The sequence below is a fragment of the Streptomyces sp. NPDC093261 genome (genome assembly GCF_044753645.1).
Lineage (GTDB): Bacteria > Actinomycetota > Actinomycetes > Streptomycetales > Streptomycetaceae > Streptomyces.
In genome coordinates this window covers 140701-159767 of record NZ_JBIVNO010000001.1, presented here as the reverse complement: position 1 = coordinate 159767, position 19067 = coordinate 140701, and the positions used below count along the sequence as shown (strand labels likewise).

Here is a 19067-nt window from a genome sequence, read left to right as displayed (position 1 = left end):
CGGGCGGAGCGCCGCCGTCCGCCTCCCGCGTGCTCCCGGGTGGTGCGCCCGCCTTCCCCGCTCAGGTCACCGCGCTCAAGGTGTCCGCGAGCCGTCGGCGTGCGGCGCGCGACGCGGGCAGGGCGGCGAGGGCGCCGGCACCGAGCACGGCGACCGCCCCGAACGGGACCAGAAGGAGTGGGGACGGCCCCCGGGCGAGCCCGGCGCCGATACCGCTGGACCGGCCCTGGGCGTCGATCAGCCAGTGGGCGAGGGGAAGGCCGAGCGCCGTGCCGACGCAGACCGCGGCCAGGGCGGTGCAGACCATGGCCGTGACCGTGATCCCGGTGATCTGCCGCGGGGACAGCCCGATCGCCTTGAGCGCCAGCAGGTCCCGCTCGCCCTCCCGGACCGTGCCGCCGATCGCGGTCAGCAGCTCGACGATCCCGATCAGCGCGAGCACGGCGATCAGGCCGACGACGACCCCGCGCATCGGCGAGAGGCCGTCCGCGGGATTCGTTACCGGATGCACGTCCAGATGTCCGTGCGCGGCCCGGGACAGCTCGTCGGCGACCGCGTGCGGGTCGGCGCCGGGACGCAGCCGGAGCTGGTAGAGGGTGGGGCGCAGCCCCGGGTCGTTCTCGCGCAGGGTGTCGAGCGAGGTGGAGATGACCCGTCCGGCGTTCTCCGGCTCGATGCTGCGGCCCACGATGTGCAGGATCTGCGGCTGGTCGCCCACCGTCATCCGCACCCAGTCGCCGACGCGCACATCCAGCAGATCGAGCAGGCCCTGGCCGGCCACGGCCTCGTCGGGGCCGCGCGCGGCGCGGCCCTCGGCCAGGGCGTAGGGGTAGGGATCCCGGCGGGTGCCGAGGCCGCGCAGGGCGATCGTCGCGGTCTGGCCCGGCACCAGGGCCGCCACCTCCACACCGGGGTAGGCGGCGGTGACCCGGGGATTGCCCGCCAGCAGGGAGCGGGCGGCCGCGTCGCCGAGGCCGGGGTCGGGGCGCACGGTGAGGGCGGCGGCGAGGCCGATGTCCGCGGGCCTTGACTGGAAGCGGTCGATGGTGGTCCACGCACTCATGGCCACCACGATCAGCAGCAACGGCAGCGCCAGCCGGACGACCGTCGCCAGCGACCGGGCACGGCGCGTGAACGCCTGGTGCCAGCCCAGGACCAGCGCGGGCGGCAGCCGCAGGCCGAGCGCCGTGCGCGCCAGGCCCGTCAGCCGCCCGCCGGCCGGAGCCGCGGGCCGTGGCACCGGCACCGGAGGCACCCGCCCCGCCCGCCAGGCCGCGAGCCCGGTGGTGGCGGCGATGAACAGCACCGCGGCCACGGGCACGACAAGCAGCGCCACGGTGTGCCCCGGCAGCCCCTGCCACACCCCGACCGCGTCCCCGAGCCGCCCCGGGATCCGGCCGCCCAGCCCCTGCGTGAGCACGGCCGCGGCCACCGCTCCCAGCAGGGCGTACGCCACATGCTGGAGCAGGAAGACGCGGACGACCTGGCCAGGGGTGAAGCCGATCGCCTTCAGGACCGATATGTCCCTCAGATGCCCCCGGATCCGGGTGCCGATCGCCCCGTGCACCGCGCATCCGGCGGCGACCAGCGCGCCCAGCCCGAACAGACCGAGGACCTGGCCCAGCAGCCGGTTCTCGCCCTGCGCCTCGGCCCGCGCCTGCTGCCAGGTGGAGACCTCGCTGATCGCACCGGCACCCAGCACGGTGACGGCGCGCTGGACGGCGTAGTCCGTGTCCTCGGGCTCGCTCAGGCGCAGCCCGGTGACCTGGCCGTCGGGGGAGCGCACGGCGGACGGCAGCGCCCAGACGAGCCCCGGCTGCTCACCCGGGCTGTAGCGGGGCTCGGCGCTGTCGGCGATGCCCACGACGGTCAGTGCCCGGGCCGTTCCGGGCACGTTCAGGGTGTCACCGGGCTCGGCCAGCAGCGCCCGGGCGAGCCGGCTCTCCAGCACCACCCCGCTGGGGTCCGCCGGATCCAGCCAGTGGCCCGCGGTGAGCAGCGGCCGGCCGACCGACGGCGGCCGGAGCGTGCCGCGCAGTTCCACCGAGGCCCGGGTGCCGCGGGAGGCCACGGTCACGGACTCGGTGGGGTAGGGGCCGGCGACGGACTCGACACCGTCCAGCCGGGCCAGCTTCGAGGCGTCGGACGAGCGGCCGGAGTGGATCCACACATGGGCGCCGTGAGCCTGGGTGAAGACGCGCTGCCAGGGGTTGGTCGCATACCCGAACAGGGCGGTGGCGAGGAGCAGCGAGGCGACGATGCCGGCGGAGACGAGCACCATGAACAGCGCCTCGCCACGGTGCGACCGCAGATCGGAGTGCGCCCAGCGCAGGGTGGCCCGCACGGCGTCAGCCCCTCTGCCCGTGACGGCGGGAACGGGTCGGCGTCGGATGGTCGTGCACCGTGATCAGTCCTTCAGTTCCAGCACACCGGAGGTCCCGCCCCGGCGCGCGGGCGCCCCGTCCAGCTCCGCGTCGTCGACGATCCGGCCGTCGAAGAAGCTGATCACCCGGTCGGCGGCGCTCGCCAGCCGGGCGTCATGGGTGACCAGCACGATGGTCTGGCCGCGCTGGTGGAAGCGGGTGAGCAGCCGCATCACCTCGCGGGTGCCCTTGCTGTCGAGGCTGCCCGCGGGCTCGTCGGCGAGCAGCAGCGGCGGATGGTTGACCAGGGCCCGGGCCAGCGCGACCCGCTGCTGCTCGCCGCCGGAGAGCTCGCCGGGCATGCTGCGTTCCTTGCCCGTGAGGCCCAGCTCCGCCAGCAGCTCCTCCCGGCCGGCGCGCGCCTGCTTCGGCGGCCTTCCGGCGAGCAGCGCGGGCAGCTCGACGTTGTCCGCGACCGACAGCCCGGAGACCAGGTTGAAGAACTGGAAGACGATCCCGATGCGCTTTCTGCGCTCCACGGCCCAGCGCGCCTCGGTGTAGGAGTCCGTGCGCTCGCCGTCCAGCCAGATACGGCCGGCGTCCGGCCGCTGCAGCCCGCCCAGCAGGTGCAGCAGTGTCGACTTGCCGGCGCCGGAGGGGCCGGTGACGGCCACGAACTCGCCGCGCCTCACCCGCAGATCGACTCCCCGCACGGCATGGGCGGGAGCGCCCTCGCCGTGGTGGGTCTTGACGAGGCCCTCGGCTCGCAGCAGAGATGGGGAGCCGTCGCTCACTGAAGCTCCTCCAGTTCCTCCTGGCACCGCTCCAGCCAGTCGAGGTCGGCCTGCAGATGCAGCATCGCGCCCTCGATCAGCAGCTGGGCGATCCGGTTGTCGCGGTCTTCGGCGGCGGCCAGTTTCGACAGGCTGCGCATGGTGTTGAGGTACTGGCGCCGCTGCTGGTTGATCAGGGCGATCTGGTCGGCGAGACCGGTCTGCGGAGCGAGTGCCAGCTTCATGAAGAACTCGTCCCGTACCCGTGGTTCGTCCTCGGTCTCCTCGAACCAGGCGCGCAGCGCCTCCCGCCCGGCGTCGGTGAGGTGGTAGATCTTCTTGTTGGGCCGGCTGGACTGCTCGACCTCCTCGCCCTCGATCAGTCCCGACTTCTCGAGGCGGCCGAGGGTGACGTAGATCTGGCCGACGTTCGGCTGAGGGTACGCGGAGCCCAGCAGTTGCTCAAGGTCCTGCTTGAGCTCGTAGCCATGGGCGGGGCCGCGGGCGAGGAGTGCCAGGAGGGGCAGGCGCACGCGTGCTGTCCTCCTGTCCTCGTAATGTGCTCCAGGCCCTAGTATCGCCCATACCTAACAGGTATACATGGCCTCTGACCCCGGGCGAGGGCGCCCGGTGCCGGTGTACAGGGAGGAACCTATGCGGTGGATGCGCGCCGCCGGTAGGGGCCTCCTCGTCCTCGCCGTGGTTCTGGCCGGCTATGTCGCCTCGGGCGCCCGCGCCGACGACGGGACCGCGGGCGGCCGCGGCCCGCTCACCCTGGCCACGGCGGGCGATCTCACCGGCTATCTCGGCCCGCTCCTGCAGGGCTGGAATCGCACCCACCCCGGCGAGCGGGTCACCCTGGTCGAGCTGCCGGACTCCGCGGACGAGACCCATGCGCAGATGACGACGGACCTGCGCGGCGGCGACCGCGGCCGCTTCGACGTCCTCAACATCGACGTCGCCTGGACATCCGAGTTCGCGGCGGCCGGCTGGATCCGCCCGCTGCCGCGCGACCGCTTCCCGCTGAAGAGTTTTCTGCCGCCGGTCGTCGGCACGGCGACCTATGACGGCCGGCTCTACGCGGTCCCGTATGTCACCAACGCCGGTCTGCTGCTGTACCGCAAGGACATCCTCGCCAAGGAGGGCGTGGCGCCGCCGCGAACCTGGGCGGAACTGGAGCGGGACGCCAGGACCATCGCCCCGAAGTACGGTGTCGGCGGCTACGCGGGTCAGTTCCTGCCGTACGAGGGTCTGACCGTCAACGCGGCGGAGGCCGTGTACTCGGCGGGCGGCACGATCCTCGGCGACGAGGGCGAGCGCGTCACCGTGAACTCGGCCGCGGCCCGTGAGGGCATCGGGTTCCTGGCCCGCGGTGTGCGCGAGGGCTGGATACCCAAGGCCGCGCTGACGTACAAGGAGGAGGAGTCCAAGCAGGCCTTCCAGGACGGCCGGCTGCTCTTCCTGCGCAACTGGCCCTATGCGTACGTCGCCGCCTCCGCCAAGGGGTCGCGGGTGGCGGGCAAGGTGGGCGCCGTACCGCTGCCGGGTCCGCACGGGCCGGGCACCAGTGTCCTCGGCGGCTCCAACCTGGCCGTCAACGCGCATGCGCGGCACCCGGACTCCGCCGAGCGTCTGATCGCCTACCTCACCGGCGAACGGGTCCAGCGCCAGGTCCTCACACGCGGCGCCCTGCCGCCCGTGCGGGCCGCGCTCTACGACGACCCGGACCTGGTGCGGCGGTTTCCGTATCTGCCGACCCTGCGCGCGAGTGTGCTGGCCGCCGCCCCGCGTCCCAAGAGCCCGCGCTACGACCAGGTGAGCCTGGCCGTGCAGGCGGTCGTCCATGACGCGCTGACCGGACACGAGACGCCCGAGAGCGCGGTACGACGGCTGGCGCGGGAGCTGGCCGCCGTCTCTCGCTCTCGATGAGTTAGTTACATGTTAGGTAACGCCAGATCTCATTCTCGTGCCTAAGAGGTCCGATATATCTCCATATACAGGGCCAACTCCTGGCTATCTCGGACCAGTTCATTGACACCCTCACGACATCCGTACTTAACATGCATGCATAACAGCTGGCCCCGGACGACCGGGGCCTTCCCGCACGCACAGACAGGTCGACGGGGTGAGTCTCGAGCGCATCTGCACCCACCACTGGTGGCGCGACGCAGTGATCTACCAGGTGTACGTCCGCAGCTTCCTGGACAGCACCGGCGACGGTATCGGTGATCTCGCCGGCGTCAGGGCCGGACTGCCGTACCTGAGGAAGCTCGGCGTCGACGGGATCTGGCTGAGCCCCTTCTACCCCTCACCGCAGCACGACCACGGCTACGACGTCGCCGACTACTGCGACGTCGACCCGCTCTTCGGTGATCTCGCCGAGTTCGACCTGCTGACGGCGGCGGCCCACCGGCTCGGCCTCAGGATCCTCCTCGACATCGTCCCCAACCACTGCTCCAGCGAGCACCCGTGGTTCCGCGAGGCGCTCGCCGCCGCGCCCGGCAGCCCGGCCCGCGCCCGCTTCCACTTCGCCGACGGCCGTGGACCGGACGGCGCGCAGCCGCCCAACAACTGGCACGCCATGTTCGGCGGTCCGGCCTGGACCCGCGTCACCGAGGCGGACGGCAGTCCCGGCCAGTGGTACCTGCACATGTTCACGCCCGAGCAGCCCGACTGGAACTGGCGCACCCCCGAGGTCGCCGCCGAGTTCGACCGGGTGCTGCGCTTCTGGCTGGACCGGGGCGTCGACGGCTTCCGTATCGACGTCGCCGCCGGCCTCTTCAAGCACCCCGCGCTGCCGGACTCCCCGGACCCGGAGGCCGACGCCCGCACCCGCGACTCGGTCAACCCGCTCGCCTGGAACCAGCCCGAGGTACACGAGATCTGGCGGCACTGGCGGGCGGTGTGCGAGGAGTACACCGCACGGGACGGCCGTGAACGCCTGCTGGTCGGCGAGGTCTCCGTCCCGACCGCCCGTGACCACGCCCGGTACGTCCGCCCGGACGAGCTGCACCAGGCGTTCTTCTTCGACCTGCTGAGCGCCCCCTGGGACCCCGACGCCTTCCGCAAGGTGATCTCGGAGGCCATGCAGGACATCGCCGGCACCGGCTCCACGGTCACCTGGGTCCTCAACAACCACGACCAGGTCCGCACGGTCACCCGCTACGGAGAACCCGCCACCGAGGGCAGCGGCCTGGGAACCGCCCGGGCGCGCGCCTCCGCGCTGCTGATGCTGGCGCTGCCCGGGGCCGCGTACATCTACCAGGGCGAGGAGCTGGGCCTGCCGGAGGTCGTCGACCTGCCCGACGACGTCCTCACCGACCCGATCTTCCATCGCACCGGCAGCCGCGCCCGGATCCGCGACGGCTGCCGGGTGCCGCTGCCCTGGTCGGGGCAGGCCTCCCCGTTCGGCTTCACCTCCGGCGCCGAGGGCGCCAAGCCCTGGCTGCCGCAGCCCGAGTGGTTCGCCGAGCACGCCACCGACCGGGCCCTCGCCGACACCCGATCCTTCTGGCATCTGTACCGCGACGGTCTGCAACTGCGCGCCGCGCTGCCCCAGTTGGGGGAGGGCGAGCTGCGCTGGCTGGACACGCCGCCCGGCGTCCTCGGCTTCGTCCGCGGCGACGGCCTGGTCTGCGCCGTCAACTTCGGCACCGCCCCCACGCCCGCCCCCGTCTCCGGCACCCCGCTGCTGGCCAGCGGACCCTGCCCGCCCGGTGTGCTCGCCGGCTCCACGGCCGCCTGGTGGATCGCCGACGACGCACCCGGCCTCTGAGCCCCCTCAGTTTTCCCAACTCCCCGAAGGGACATCAATGATGATGCGACGACGTACCACCCTGCTCACCGGCTGCACCGCCCTGGCGCTGGCGCTCGGCGCGACGGCCTGCGGCGGCGGACCGGTCGCCGCCGGCGGCGGCGACAAGGCGCTCAGCGGTCAGACGGTCACCGTGGCCGGCGTCTGGTCGGGCAGCGAACAGAAGAACTTCCAGAAGGTGCTGGACGCCTTCACCGCAAAGACCGGCGCCAAGACGCAGTTCGTGTCCACCGGCGACAACGTCTCCACGGTCGTCGGCAGCAAGATCGAGGGCGGCAACGCCCCCGACGTGGTGATGGTCCCGCAGGTCGGTGTGCTCCAGCAGTTCGCGAAGAAGGGCTGGCTCAAGCCGCTGTCGGCGACCACGCGGCAGACCGTCGACGCCGACTACGCCTCCGTCTGGAAGAAGTACGGCAGCGTCGACGGCACCCTCTACGGCCTGTACTTCAAGGCCGCCCACAAGTCGACCGTCTGGTACAGCCCCGACGCCCTGACCCAGGCCGGGGTCAAGGCCCCGAAGACGTACGACGAGATGCTCAAGGCCGGGCACACCGTCTCCGACTCCGGGCTCGCCGCCTTCGCCGTCGCCGGGCAGGACGGCTGGACCCTCACCGACTGGTTCGAGAACATCTACCTCTCCCAGGCCGGACCCGAGAAGTACGACGCCCTCGCCGCCCACCAGCTCAAGTGGACCGACCCGAGCGTGGTCAGGGCGCTCACCACGCTCGGCAAGCTCTTCAAGGACAGGCAGCTGATCGCGGGCGGCCGGAAGGAGGCCCTCAACACCGACTTCCCGGGCTCCGTCGAGAAGGTCTTCGGACCCAAGCCCGAGGCGGGCATGGTCTACGAGGGCGACTTCGTCGCCGGGGTCGCCCACGACCAGTTCGGGAAGACGATCGGCAAGGACGCCGACTTCTTCCCGTTCCCGGCCGTCGACGGCGGCACCGCGCCCGTGGTCAGCGGCGGTGACGCGGCGGTCGTCCTCAAGGACGGCAAGAACGCCAAGGCCGGCATGAAGCTCCTGGAGTACCTGGCGACCCCCGAGGCGGCGGCCGTCTGGGCGAAGGCGGGCGGTTTCCTCTCCCCGAACAAGAAGCTCGCCCTCGCCTCCTACGGCGACGACGTCACCCGCGCCACCGCCAAGTCCCTCGTGGCCGCCGGGGACTCGGTCCGCTTCGACATGTCCGACCAGGCACCCGCGGTCTTCGGCGGCACCAAGGGCACGGGCGAGTGGAAGCTCCTCCAGGACTTCCTGCGCGACCCGTCGAACCCGAAGGCGACCGCGGCGGCGCTGGAGGCCGCAGCGGCCAAGGCCTACCAGGGCTGACCGGTCATGACCACCGCCACGCTCGCGAACGAGGCGAGCTCCCCGCCCGTCGCGTCCGCCGCCCGCACGCGGCGCACGCGACGGCGCGGCCGGACCGTCGCCCTGCTGTTCGTCCTCCCCGCGCTGCTGCTGCTCGGCGCGCTCGTCGTCTACCCGGTGCTGTTCTCCGTCGGCCGCAGCTTCTTCGACGCCTCCGGCACCCGCTTCGTGGGCGGCGGCAACTACGCCGAGATGTTCCGGGACCCGGCGACGCTGAAGGCCATCCGCAACACCGCGATCTGGGTCGTCGTCGCCCCGGCGCTGCTGACCGGCCTGGGCCTGGTCCTGGCCGTCCTGGTCGAGAAGGTCCGCTGGGCCACGGCGTTCAAGCTCCTGCTCTTCATGCCGATGGCCGTGTCCTTCCTCGCCGCGGGCATCATCTTCCGGCTCGCCTACGACGAGGACCCGAACAAGGGCGTGCTGAACGCCGCCGTGGTCTCGGTCCACGACGCCTTCGAGGGCACGTCCTCGTATCCGACCGCCCGGGCCCGCTTGGGGCAGGGGCTGACCCAGGGCCGGGACGGCTCCTACGTCACGAGCGAGGGCGTGTCGCCCGGTGCCTCGGTGGTGCTTCCGATGGTCGGCGTGCTGCCCAAGGACCTTCCCGGGAGCGCCGCGCCCGCCGCTGCGGCTGCCGGGCGCCGGGCGGCGCCCGACGAACTGCGCGGAGTCGTCTATCTGGACTTCACACCCGGCGGGGGAGGGCGGCAGGGCAAGGTCGACCGGCGGGAGAGCGGCCTGCCGGGGATGAAGGTCGAGGCGGTGCGAGACGGGCGAACCCTGGCGCGTACCACGACCGCGTCCGACGGTTCCTTCCGCTTCCCGAAGCTGGCCTCCGGCACCTACACGGTGAAGCTGCCGGCGGCGAACTTCGCACCGCCGTACCAGGGCGTCTCCTGGCTCGGGCCGGCCCTGGTCACCCCCGCGATCATCGGGGCGTATCTGTGGATCTGGACCGGCTTCGCGATGGTGCTGATCGGCGCGGGCCTGTCCACCCTGCCGCGGGACGCGCTGGAGGCGGCGCGGATGGACGGGGCGAACGAGTGGCAGATCTTCCGGCGCATCACCGTGCCGCTGCTCGCCCCCGTCCTGACCGTCGTCTTCGTGACCCTCGTCATCAACGTGATGAAGGTCTTCGACCTCGTCTACATCATCGCGCCCGGCCCTGTGCAGGAGGACGCGACCGTGCTCGCCACACAGATGTGGCTGGTCTCGTTCGGAGGCGGCAACAACCAGGGGCTCGGCAGCGCGCTCGGTGTGCTGCTTCTGCTGCTGGTGATCCCCGCGATGGTCTTCAACGTCCGCCGCTTCAGAAGGAGTCAGCGATGAACGCGGTCAGGCGCGGCTTGGGCAACGGGCTGGTGCAGGCCTTCCTCGTGGTGATCGGCCTGGTCTGGCTCACGCCGCTGGCGGGACTGTTCGTCTCGTCGCTGCGGTCGGCCGAGGACACCGCGAAGGGCGGCTGGTGGACCGCACTGGCCAGTCCGGGGCAGCTGTCCTTCGACAACTACTCGGCGCTGCTGAAGAACGCCGGGATCACCCAGGCGTTCTGGAACACGGTGCTGATCTCCGTGCCGACCACCGCGCTGGTCGTCGTCATCGCGGCGCTCGCCGGATACGCCTTCGCCTGGCTGGACTTCCCCGGGCGCGAGCCGCTCTTCCTGCTGGTGGTCGCCCTGCTGGTGGTGCCGGTGCAGATCGGCCTGCTGCCGGTCGCCAAGCTCTTCGGGCAGCTGGGCCTGTTCGGCACGATTCCCGGAGTCGTCCTCTTCCATGTGGCCTACGGTCTGCCGTTCGCCGTGTTCCTGCTGCGGAACTACTTCGCCGAGATGCCCAAGGAGATGCTGGAGGCGGCCCGGATGGACGGCGGGAACGAGTGGCGCATCTTCACCCGGCTCGTGCTGCCCGTGGGACGGCCCGCCATCGCCAGCCTCGCGATCTTCCAGTTCCTGTGGGTGTGGAACGACATGCTGGTGGCCCTGCTGTTCGCCGACAGCTCCTCCCAGCCGCTGACCGTCGAACTCCAATCACAGATACGGCAGTTCGGCAGCAACATCGATGTCCTGGCGCCGGGGGCGTTCCTGTCCCTGATCGTGCCGGTGGTGGTCTTCTTCGCCTTCCAGCGGCACTTCGTGCAGGGGGTCATGGCGGGCTCGGTCAAGTAGCCCCGCCCCGGAAAAGCGAGACGCCGCACGGGCCGTCACCCGGCCCGTCCGGCGTCTCGCCCACGTCGTGCCTCAGGCGGAGGCCGGCGGATACAGCGACCTCGGCAGCTGGGCGGCCGCGGCCGCGTCCAGCAGCCACAGCGTGCGGGATCTGCCGTAGGCTCCGGCCGCCGGGGCCTGGATCTCGCCCGCGCCCGACAGCGCGATCGCCACGGCCTGCGCCTTGTCCTCGCCGGCCGCCAGGAGCCACACCTCCCGCGCCGAACGGATCGCCGGCAGCGTGAGGGTGATCCGGGTCGGCGGCGGCTTCGGCGCGCCGTGCACGCCGACCACCGTCCGCTCCGTCTCCCGCACCGCGGGCAGCTCCGGAAAGAGCGAGGCCACATGGGTGTCCGGGCCGACGCCCAGCATCAGGACGTCGAAGGTGGGCACCGAGCCGTGGTTCTCGGGGCCCGCGGCCCGGGCCAGCTCCGCCGCGTACGCCTCGGCCGCCGCTTCCACGTCGGCCCCGTACGGGCCGTCCGACGCGGGCATGGGGTGCACGCGCTTCGGGTCCAGCGGGACGGCGTCGAGCAGCGCCTCGCGCGCCTGGGTGTAGTTGCGTTCAGGGTCGCCCTCCGGCAGGAAACGCTCATCGCCCCACCACAGGTCGAGCCGGCCCCAGTCGATGGCGTCCCGGGCGGGCGCGGCGGCGAGCGCGGCGAGCAGCCCGTTGCCGTTGCGGCCGCCGGTGAGCACCACCGAGGCGGAGCCCCGCGAGGCCTGCGCGTCCACGATCTTGGTGATCAGCCGGGCAGCCGCGGCCTGGGCCATCAGCTCCTTGTCGCGGTGCACCACGAGCTGGGGCGTACTCACTTCGCTGCCGCCTTCCTCGCCGGGGCCTTCTGGGCGGCCTGCTTCGCGGGTGCCTTCGCGGCGGTCTGCACGGGTGCCTCGGCCGCCCCCGGGCCCTCGGCCGCGGACTCCTTCGCGCCGGGTTCCCCGGCCGGGGCCGGTGCGGCCGCGGTGGTCAGCCGGTGCACGCCGTACCGCAGCGCCGATGCGTAGGTGTCGTCGGGGTCGAGCCGACGCAGCTCCTCCGCGATCAGCTCGGAGGTGTCGCGGCGCTTGAGCGCCACCGCCCGGTCCGGCTGCCCCTCGATCGAGAGCGTGGCCAGCGCGCCGTCCGCCCGGTCGAGGACGATCGGGCCGCAGCTCGTGTCCATCCGGACGGCCGTGAGGCCGGGGCCGGCGGACAGGGACCGCTTGACGGGGACGTCCAGCCGGTCCGCGAGCCACATCGCGAGCAGCTCACAGCTCGGGTTGAACTCCTCGCCCTCCACCTCGACGGCCTCGACCTCGCAGGTGACCTGGTCGAGCGCCGCGGCCAGCATCGAGCGCCAGGGCGTGATGCGGGTCCACGACAGGTCGGTGTCGCCGGGGGTGTAGGCATCGGCGCGGGCGCTCAGCTCCCGCACCGGGGCCTCGGCCGTGTAGGAGTCGGTGACCCGGCGCTGGGCGAGCGCGCCGAGCGGGTCGTTGGCCGGGTCGAGCGGGGCGTTCACCGGCCACCACACGACCACGGGCGCGTCCGGCAGCAGCAGCGGCAGCACCACCGAGTCGGCGTGGTCGACCACCTCGCCGTACAGCCGCAGGACGACCGTCTCGCCGGTGCCCGCGTCCGCGCCGACCCGCACCTCGGCGTCCAGCCGCGAGGACGTGCGGTCGCGCGGGGAACGCGAGACGCGCTTGACGACCACCAGGGTGCGCGAGGGGTGCTCGCGGGACGCGTCGTTGGCGGCCCTCAGGGCGTCGTACGCGTTCTCCTCGTCGGTGACGATGACCAGCGTGAGCACCATGCCGACGGCGGGGGTCCCGATGGCGCGGCGGCCCTGCACCAGCGCCTTGTTGATCTTGCTGGCCGTGGTGTCCGTGAGGTCTATCTTCATGGCCGGCGCCAGCTCCGTCCGTCTCGTTCCAGCATCTTGTCGGCCTGGACGGGCCCCCAGGTGCCGGCCGGATACTGCGCGGGCTTGCCGTGCTTGTCCCAGTACTCCTCGATCGGGTCGAGGATCTTCCAGGACAGCTCGACCTCCTCGGTGCGCGGGAACAGGTTCGAGTCGCCGAGCAGGACGTCCAGGATCAGACGCTCGTACGCCTCCGGGCTGGACTCCGTGAAGGACTCGCCGTACGCGAAGTCCATGGACACGTCCCGGATCTCCATCGACGTGCCCGGCACCTTGGAGCCGAAGCGCACGGTGACGCCCTCGTCCGGCTGGACGCGGATGACGACCGCGTTCTGCCCGAGTTCCTCGGTGGCGGTGGTGTCGAAGGGGGAGTGCGGGGCGCGCTGGAAGACGACCGCGATCTCGGTGACCCGGCGGCCGAGCCGCTTGCCGGTGCGCAGGTAGAAGGGAACGCCCGCCCAGCGGCGGTTGTCGATCCCGAGCTTGACCGCGGCGTAGGTGTCGGTCTTCGACTGCGGGTCGATGCCCTCCTCCTGGAGGTAGCCGATGACCTTCTCGCCGCCCTGCCAGCCGGCGGTGTACTGGGCGAACACGGTGTCGCGGCCCAGGTCCTTGGGCAGCCGGACGGCCCCGAGCACCTTGGTCTTCTCGGCGGCGAGCGCGTCCGCGCCGAAGGAGGAGGGCTCCTCCATGGCCGTCAGCGCCATCAGCTGGAGCAGGTGGTTCTGGATGACGTCCCGGGCGGCGCCGATGCCGTCGTAGTAGCCGGCCCGGCCGCCGATGCCGATGTCCTCCGCCATGGTGATCTGCACATGGTCCACGAAGGACCGGTTCCAGACCGGCTCGAAGAGCTGGTTGGCGAAGCGCAGCGCCAGAATGTTCTGGACGGTCTCCTTGCCCAGGTAGTGGTCGATGCGGAAGACCTGGTCCGGGGCGAAGACCTCGTGCACGATCGCGTTGAGCTCCTCGGCCGACTTAAGATCGTGGCCGAAGGGCTTCTCGATGACCGCCCGGCGCCAGGAGCCTTCCGTCTGGTCGGCCAGGCCGTGCTTCTTCAGCTGCTGGATGACCACCGGGAAGGAGCGCGGCGGCACCGAGAGGTAGAAGGCGAAGTTGCCCCCCGTGCCCTGTGCCTTGTCCAGCTCCTCGATGGTGGCGCGCAGCCGCTCGAAGGCGTCGTCGTCGTCGAAGGTGCCCTGGACGAAGCGCATGCCCTGAATGAGCTGCTGCCAGACCTCCTCGCGGAAGGGGGTGCGGGCATGCTCCTTGACAGCGTCGTGGACTTCCTTGGCGAAGTCCTCGTCCCGCCATTCGCGACGGGCGAAGCCGACGAGCGAGAAGCCCGGCGGCAGCAGGCCGCGGTTGGCCAGGTCGTAAACGGCAGGCATCAGCTTTTTACGTGACAAATCGCCCGTAACGCCGAAGATGACCAGGCCCGACGGCCCCGCGATACGCGGGAGCCGTCGGTCCGCGGCGTCACGAAGCGGATTCGCTCCGTGTACGGATGTCAAGGTGTCAGCCCTCCGAGGGGGCGAGGCGCTCGAGTTCCGCCTCGGTCGACTTCAGGAGGTCGTTCCAGGACGCCTCGAACTTCTCTACGCCCTCGTCCTCCAGGATCTGGACCACGTCGTCGTACGAGATCCCGAGCTTCTCGATCGCGTCCAGGTCGGCGCGGGCCTGCTCGTAGGTGCCGGCGATGGTGTTGCCGGTGATCTGCCCGTGGTCCTCGGTGGCCAGCAGGGTGGCCTCCGGCATGGTGTTCACCGTGTTCGGCGCCACCAGTTCCTCGACGTACATGGTGTCCTTGTACGCCGGGTCCTTGACGCCCGTGGACGCCCACAGCGGACGCTGCTTGTTGGCCTGCGCCTTGTCCAGGGCGAGCCAGCGGTCGCCGCTGAACACCTCCTCGTAGGCCTGGTAGGCGAGGCGGGCGTTGGCGATGGCCGCCTTGCCGCGCAGCGCCTTGGCCTCGGGGGTGCCGAGGGCGTCGATCCGCTTGTCGACCTCGGTGTCCACGCGGGACACGAAGAAGGACGCCACCGAGTGGATCTTCGACAGGTCCAGGCCGCGCTCCTTGGCCTTCTCCAGGCCGGTCAGATAGGCGTCCATGACCTTGCGGTAGCGGTCCAGCGAGAAGATCAGCGTGACATTGACACTGATGCCGTTGGCGATCGTCTCGGTGATCGCCGGGAGTCCCGCCTCGGTGGCCGGGATCTTGATGAGCGTGTTCGGCCGGTCGACCAGCCAGGCCAGCTGCCTGGCCTCGGCGACGGTGGCCCGGGTGTTGTGCGCCAGGCGCGGGTCGACCTCGATCGACACGCGGCCGTCCTGGCCCTGCGTGGCGTCGAACACCGGGCGCAGGATGTCGGCGGCGTCACGGACGTCCGCCGTGGTGATCATGCGGATTGCCTCTTCGACCGTGACCTTGCGGGCGGCGAGATCGGCGAGCTGCTGCTCGTAGCCGTCGCCCGACGAGATCGCCTTCTGGAAGATCGTCGGGTTGGTGGTGACGCCCACGACGTGCTGCTGGTCGATCAGTTCGGCGAGGTTGCCGGACGTGATCCGCTTGCGCGACAGGTCGTCCAGCCAGATCGCGACGCCTTCCTCGGAGAGGCGCTTGAGTGCGTCTGTCATGGAAAATGCATCTCCTACGTGTCGTGTATCAGCGTCAGCGCTGGGCTGCGGCGATCGATTCCCGGGCGGCGGATGCAACGTGCTCGGCAGTGAAACCGAACTCGCGGAAGAGCACCTTGCCGTCGGCCGAAGCACCGAAGTGCTCCAGGGAAACGATGCGGCCCGCATCCCCGACGAACCGGTGCCAGGTGAGGCCGATCCCGGCCTCGACCGCGACCCGAGCCTTCACCGACGGCGGCAGGACGCTGTCCCGGTACCCCTGGTCCTGCTCCTCGAACCACTCCACCGACGGCATCGAGACGACCCGCGTCGGGACGCCCTCGGCCTGAAGCTGCTCACGGGCCTCGACGGCGAGGTGCACCTCGGAGCCGGTGGCGATCAGGATCACCTGCGGCCGGCCGCCCTCTGCCTCGAACATCACATAACCGCCGCGGACGGTGTCCTCGTTGGGCTCGTACGTCGGCACGCCCTGACGGGTCAGCGCGAGACCGTGCGGAGCGCCCTTGCCGAACTCCTTGGTCCATCGCCGCTGGATCTCGCGCCAGGCGATCGCGGTCTCGTTGGCGTCGGCCGGGCGGACGACGTTCAGACCCGGGATGGCACGCAGGCTGGCCAGGTGCTCGATCGGCTGGTGGGTGGGGCCGTCCTCGCCGAGACCGATGGAGTCGTGCGTCCACACGTACGTCACCGGCAGGTGCATCAGGGCCGACAGACGCACGGCGTTGCGCATGTAGTCGGAGAAGACGAGGAAGGTGCCGCCGTAGACGCGGGTGTTGCCGTGGAGCGTGATGCCGTTCAGCTCCGCGGCCATGGAGTGCTCGCGGATGCCGAAGTGGATCGTGCGCCCGTAGGGGTTCGCCCCCGGCAGCGGGTTGTCCGCCGGCAGGAAGGAGCTGTTCTTGTCGATGGTGGTGTTGTTGGAGCCGGCCAGGTCGGCCGAGCCGCCCCACAGCTCGGGAATGACCGCGCCGAGGGCCTGGAGCACCTTGCCGGAGGCGGCACGGGTGGCCACCGCCTTGCCCGCCTCGAAGACCGGGAGCTTCTCCTCCCAGCCGGTGGGAAGTTCACCCTTGCTGATGCGGTCGAACTCGGCGGCGCGCTCGGGGTTGCCCGTCCGCCACTCCTGGAAGCCCTTCTCCCACTCGGCCTTGGCCTCACGCCCCCGCTCCAGCGCCTTGCGGGTGTGCGCCAGGACCTCGTCCGTGACCTCGAAGGTCTTCTCGGGGTCGAAGCCGAGGACGCGCTTGGTGGCCGCGACCTCCTCCTCGCCCAGCGCAGAGCCGTGCGCGGCCTCGGTGTTCTGCGCGTGCGGGGCCGGCCAGGCGATGATCGAGCGCATCGCGATGAAGGACGGCCGGTCGGTGACCTTCTTGGCCTCCTCGATCGCGTCGTAGAGGGCGTGCGGGTCCAGGTCGCCGTCCGGCTTCGGCGCCACGCGCTGCACATGCCAGCCGTACGCCTCGTAGCGCTTGACCGTGTCCTCGGAGACCGCGGTCTCGGTGTCGCCCTCGATCGAGATGTGGTTGTCGTCCCACAGCAGGATCAGGTTGCCGAGCTTCTGGTGGCCGGCCAGCGAGGACGCCTCCGCGGAGATGCCCTCCTGGAGGCAGCCGTCACCGGCGATGCAGTAGATGAAGTGGTCGAAGGGCGAAGCGCCCTGGGCGGCGTCCGGGTCGAACAGGCCGCGCTCGTAACGAGAGGCCATCGCCATGCCCACAGCGTTCGCGACACCCTGGCCCAGCGGGCCGGTCGTCGTCTCCACACCCGTGGTGTGCCCGTACTCCGGGTGGCCGGGGGTCTTCGAACCCCAGGTGCGGAACGCCTTCAGATCGTCCAGTTCCAGCCCGAACCCGGCCAGGTACAGCTGGGTGTAGAGGGTCAGGGACGAGTGGCCCGCGGACAGCACGAAGCGGTCGCGCCCCACCCAGTCGGCGTCCGCCGGGTCATGGCGCATCACCTTCTGGAAGAGGGTGTAGGCGGCCGGAGCCAGGCTCATCGCCGTACCCGGATGGCCGTTGCCGACCTTCTGTACGGCATCGGCGGCCAGGACGCGGGCGGTGTCCACGGCCCGCTGGTCCAACTCGGTCCACTCGAGGTCTGTGGTGGTCGGCTTGGTGCTCACCCTGAGTCAGGGCTCCTCTCCACATGTCGAATGCCGGTGCACTGGGCGCCCACCGGCCGCTGCTGAGCCTACCCCTGTAAGTACGTGCGTCTTTTCGAGTCATTCCAGACTGCCGGGCCTCGTTCCGATCCGCCTCCCGACCGCCCGAACGGTATTCGGCAAATGAATACGGAGCCGCTCATCCGACTGCTCAATCGAGCGGTCCCGGGCTCGTCCATTTCCGCCTTTCCCTCGTCTTTCCGCCCGCTCGGCGGACGGGCCCCACCGCTCACCTGCGCACCGGGCGGCGGTGCCAACACGACCGACCCCCGCGAAGGGCGGGCTGGGGGCAACGTCTAAAGTTGCGTGGGTACGCGCGAGCCTTTACCGCAAGTTCACAGCCCGGGCTCGCTGGGATGTCTCTGTCAGGGGTGTACGTGACGGCCGTCGAATCCCGTCCGCTGGGTGGGGGTAGTACCACCCATGCCCTCAAGGCCATGGGGGAGCCCGGGACGAGCAGCAGCGGCCGGCGGCCGTTTGGGGCCCGTGTCAAGGCTTTCGTGGCGCTGACCAAGCCACGGATCATCGAACTGCTGCTGATCACCACCGTCCCGGTGATGTTCCTCGCCCAGCAGGGCGTGCCGAGCCTGAGACTGGTCGTGGTCACCTGCATCGGCGGCTACCTCTCCGCGGGCGGCGCCAACGCGCTGAACATGTACATCGACCGTGACATCGACGCGCTCATGGAGCGCACGTCGCGGCGTCCTCTGGTCACCGGCATGGTCAGCCCCCGTGAGTGCCTCGCCTTCGGCATCACGCTGGCGGTCGTCTCGACGCTGTTGTTCGGATTCACCGTCAACTGGCTGTCGGCCTGGCTGTCGCTCGGAGCGCTGCTCTTCTACGTCGTCGTCTACACGATGATCCTCAAGCGGCGTACGTCGCAGAACATCGTGTGGGGCGGCATCGCCGGCTGCCTCCCGGTCCTCATCGGCTGGTCCTCCGTCACCGACTCCCTGTCGTGGGCGCCGGTCATCCTCTTCCTCGTCATGTTCTTCTGGACTCCGCCGCACTACTGGCCGCTGTCCATGAAGGTCAAGGAGGACTACGCGCGCGTGGGCGTGCCGATGCTGCCGGTCGTCGCCTCCAACAAGGTGGTCGCCCGGCAGATCGTGATCTACAGCTGGGTGATGGTCGCGGTCTCGCTGCTGCTCACCCCGCTCGGCTACACGGGATGGTTCTACACGGCGGTCGCCCTCGCGGCCGGCGGTTGGTGGCTGTGGGAGGCGCACGCGCTCCAGAACCGCGCGAAGGCGGAGGCGACCGGCGGGAAGCTGAAGGAGATGCGCCTGTTCCACTGGAGCATCACCTATGTCTCGCTGCTGTTCGTCGCGGTCGCCGTGGACCCGTTCCTGCGGTAGCCGCCCCGCGGACCAACCGGGAGGGGGGCGTGGTCAAGGCCACGCCCCCCTCCCGTCGCCGTTTGGTCTACTCGTCGGTAGCATCCTGGCCATGGCAGACACGCAGCAGGTTGACGAGGGCACCGACGCCAGGCAGGCCGCGAAGGCCGAGCGCAGGGCGGCCCGGCTCGCCAAGGAGATCGGTGCCTTCGCCAAGGCGCATGGCGGCGCCGAGGGCCAGGTGGCGTACATCGGGGAGCGCGGCGCCCGGATCGTGCTCGTCGGCGAGGACGGCGGCTGGGGTGACCTCGTCGCACCCACGTACGACATCGCCGAGAAGGCGGTACGGAAGGCGGGCATCACCGTCCACGAGAGCTTCGACGGCGAGTTCGCGGGCAAGGTGCGGACCGGCCCGTACGAGTGGACGCGGATGGCGGGGATCCAGGTGGGCGGCAAGCGCGGCGCCTGAGAGCAACACCTCACGCCGGTTCACCCGTTAGGACCTTTG

Annotated in this window: 15 protein-coding genes; 7 read left to right on the top strand and 8 right to left on the bottom strand. The window is 71.0% G+C overall.

Going from position 1 to position 19067, the window contains the following annotated elements:
* Positions 1-61 precede the first annotated feature (61 nt).
* The 3 genes from ACIP94_RS00780 to ACIP94_RS00770 all read right to left on the bottom strand — a co-directional run bounded on the left by ACIP94_RS00780 (position 62) and on the right by ACIP94_RS00770 (position 3669).
* The gene (locus ACIP94_RS00780; RefSeq protein ID WP_402417753.1) at positions 62-2344 is read right to left on the bottom strand and encodes an ABC transporter permease; all 2283 of its coding nucleotides are present in this window, start codon (positions 2342-2344) and stop codon (positions 62-64) included.
* Between the two features lie 63 nt (positions 2345-2407).
* Entirely contained in the window at positions 2408-3196 is a 789-nt protein-coding gene (locus tag ACIP94_RS00775) for an ABC transporter ATP-binding protein (protein WP_402420271.1), read from the bottom strand.
* Entirely contained in the window at positions 3154-3669 is a 516-nt protein-coding gene (locus ACIP94_RS00770) for a PadR family transcriptional regulator (protein WP_402417751.1), read from the bottom strand. The genes ACIP94_RS00775 and ACIP94_RS00770 overlap by 43 nt, the downstream gene beginning before the upstream one ends.
* Positions 3670-3790: 121 nt before the next feature.
* On the opposite strand from ACIP94_RS00770, the gene ACIP94_RS00765 reads away from it, so the two are divergent.
* From ACIP94_RS00765 to ACIP94_RS00745, 5 genes are all read left to right on the top strand, one after another.
* Positions 3791-5065, top strand: a complete 1275-nt coding sequence (locus tag ACIP94_RS00765; protein ID WP_402417750.1) for an ABC transporter substrate-binding protein — start codon at positions 3791-3793, stop codon at positions 5063-5065.
* Between the two features lie 196 nt (positions 5066-5261).
* Positions 5262-6911, top strand: a complete 1650-nt coding sequence (locus ACIP94_RS00760) for an alpha-amylase family glycosyl hydrolase (RefSeq protein ID WP_402417748.1) — start codon at positions 5262-5264, stop codon at positions 6909-6911.
* 40 nt (positions 6912-6951) lie between these two features.
* Positions 6952-8277 (top strand): ABC transporter substrate-binding protein, encoded by a 1326-nt coding sequence (locus ACIP94_RS00755; RefSeq protein WP_402420268.1) that lies wholly within the window; start codon positions 6952-6954, stop codon positions 8275-8277.
* A gap of 6 nt (positions 8278-8283) precedes the next feature.
* Entirely contained in the window at positions 8284-9645 is a 1362-nt protein-coding gene (locus tag ACIP94_RS00750; RefSeq protein ID WP_402417746.1) for an ABC transporter permease subunit, read from the top strand.
* A complete protein-coding gene (locus ACIP94_RS00745; protein ID WP_402417744.1) occupies positions 9642-10481 on the top strand; it encodes a carbohydrate ABC transporter permease in 840 nt (279 codons plus the stop codon). Before ACIP94_RS00750 ends, ACIP94_RS00745 begins: the two co-directional genes overlap by 4 nt.
* A 72-nt stretch (positions 10482-10553) precedes the next feature.
* Here ACIP94_RS00745 and pgl read toward each other — a convergent pair whose 3' ends face one another.
* From pgl to tkt, 5 genes are read right to left on the bottom strand one after another with little or no spacing between them, the layout of a single operon-like run.
* On the bottom strand, positions 10554-11336 hold the full coding sequence (gene pgl, locus ACIP94_RS00740) for a 6-phosphogluconolactonase (RefSeq protein ID WP_402417742.1): 783 nt from the start codon (positions 11334-11336) through the stop codon (positions 10554-10556).
* On the bottom strand, positions 11333-12409 hold the full coding sequence (gene opcA / locus ACIP94_RS00735; RefSeq protein ID WP_402417740.1) for a glucose-6-phosphate dehydrogenase assembly protein OpcA: 1077 nt from the start codon (positions 12407-12409) through the stop codon (positions 11333-11335). Before opcA ends, pgl begins: the two co-directional genes overlap by 4 nt.
* The gene (zwf, locus tag ACIP94_RS00730; protein WP_402417738.1) at positions 12406-13938 is read right to left on the bottom strand and encodes a glucose-6-phosphate dehydrogenase; all 1533 of its coding nucleotides are present in this window, start codon (positions 13936-13938) and stop codon (positions 12406-12408) included. The genes opcA and zwf overlap by 4 nt, the downstream gene beginning before the upstream one ends.
* 4 nt (positions 13939-13942) lie before the next feature.
* Positions 13943-15061 carry a transaldolase gene (gene tal / locus ACIP94_RS00725; protein ID WP_402417736.1) on the bottom strand — a complete coding sequence of 373 codons (1119 nt, stop codon included), beginning with the start codon at positions 15059-15061 and terminating at the stop codon, positions 13943-13945.
* 34 nt (positions 15062-15095) lie between these two features.
* Positions 15096-17183, bottom strand: coding sequence for a transketolase (gene tkt / locus ACIP94_RS00720; RefSeq protein ID WP_402417734.1), 2088 nt, complete (start codon positions 17181-17183; stop codon positions 15096-15098).
* Positions 17184-17578: 395 nt separating this feature from the next.
* Here tkt and ACIP94_RS00715 point away from each other — a divergent pair, with 395 nt between their 5' ends.
* Both ACIP94_RS00715 and ACIP94_RS00710 read left to right on the top strand, forming a co-directional pair.
* Entirely contained in the window at positions 17579-18580 is a 1002-nt protein-coding gene (locus tag ACIP94_RS00715; protein ID WP_402417732.1) for a heme o synthase, read from the top strand.
* A gap of 91 nt (positions 18581-18671) precedes the next feature.
* Positions 18672-19028 (top strand): hypothetical protein, encoded by a 357-nt coding sequence (locus ACIP94_RS00710; protein ID WP_402417731.1) that lies wholly within the window; start codon positions 18672-18674, stop codon positions 19026-19028.
* Positions 19029-19067: the final 39 nt, after the last annotated feature.

Bases quoted from the DNA above. Each gene is read 5' to 3' on its own strand.
- ACIP94_RS00755 (WP_402420268.1), top strand. From the start codon at position 6,952: ATGATGCGACGACGTACCACCCTGCTCACCGGCTGCACCGCCCTGGCG.
- ACIP94_RS00715 (WP_402417732.1), top strand. From the start codon at position 17,579: ATGTCTCTGTCAGGGGTGTACGTGACGGCCGTCGAATCCCGTCCGCTG.
- ACIP94_RS00750 (WP_402417746.1), top strand. From the start codon at position 8,284: ATGACCACCGCCACGCTCGCGAACGAGGCGAGCTCCCCGCCCGTCGCG.
- ACIP94_RS00710 (WP_402417731.1), top strand. From the start codon at position 18,672: ATGGCAGACACGCAGCAGGTTGACGAGGGCACCGACGCCAGGCAGGCC.
- ACIP94_RS00765 (WP_402417750.1), top strand. From the start codon at position 3,791: ATGCGGTGGATGCGCGCCGCCGGTAGGGGCCTCCTCGTCCTCGCCGTG.
- tal (WP_402417736.1), bottom strand. From the start codon at position 15,061: ATGACAGACGCACTCAAGCGCCTCTCCGAGGAAGGCGTCGCGATCTGG.
- opcA (WP_402417740.1), bottom strand. From the start codon at position 12,409: ATGAAGATAGACCTCACGGACACCACGGCCAGCAAGATCAACAAGGCG.
- ACIP94_RS00745 (WP_402417744.1), top strand. From the start codon at position 9,642: ATGAACGCGGTCAGGCGCGGCTTGGGCAACGGGCTGGTGCAGGCCTTC.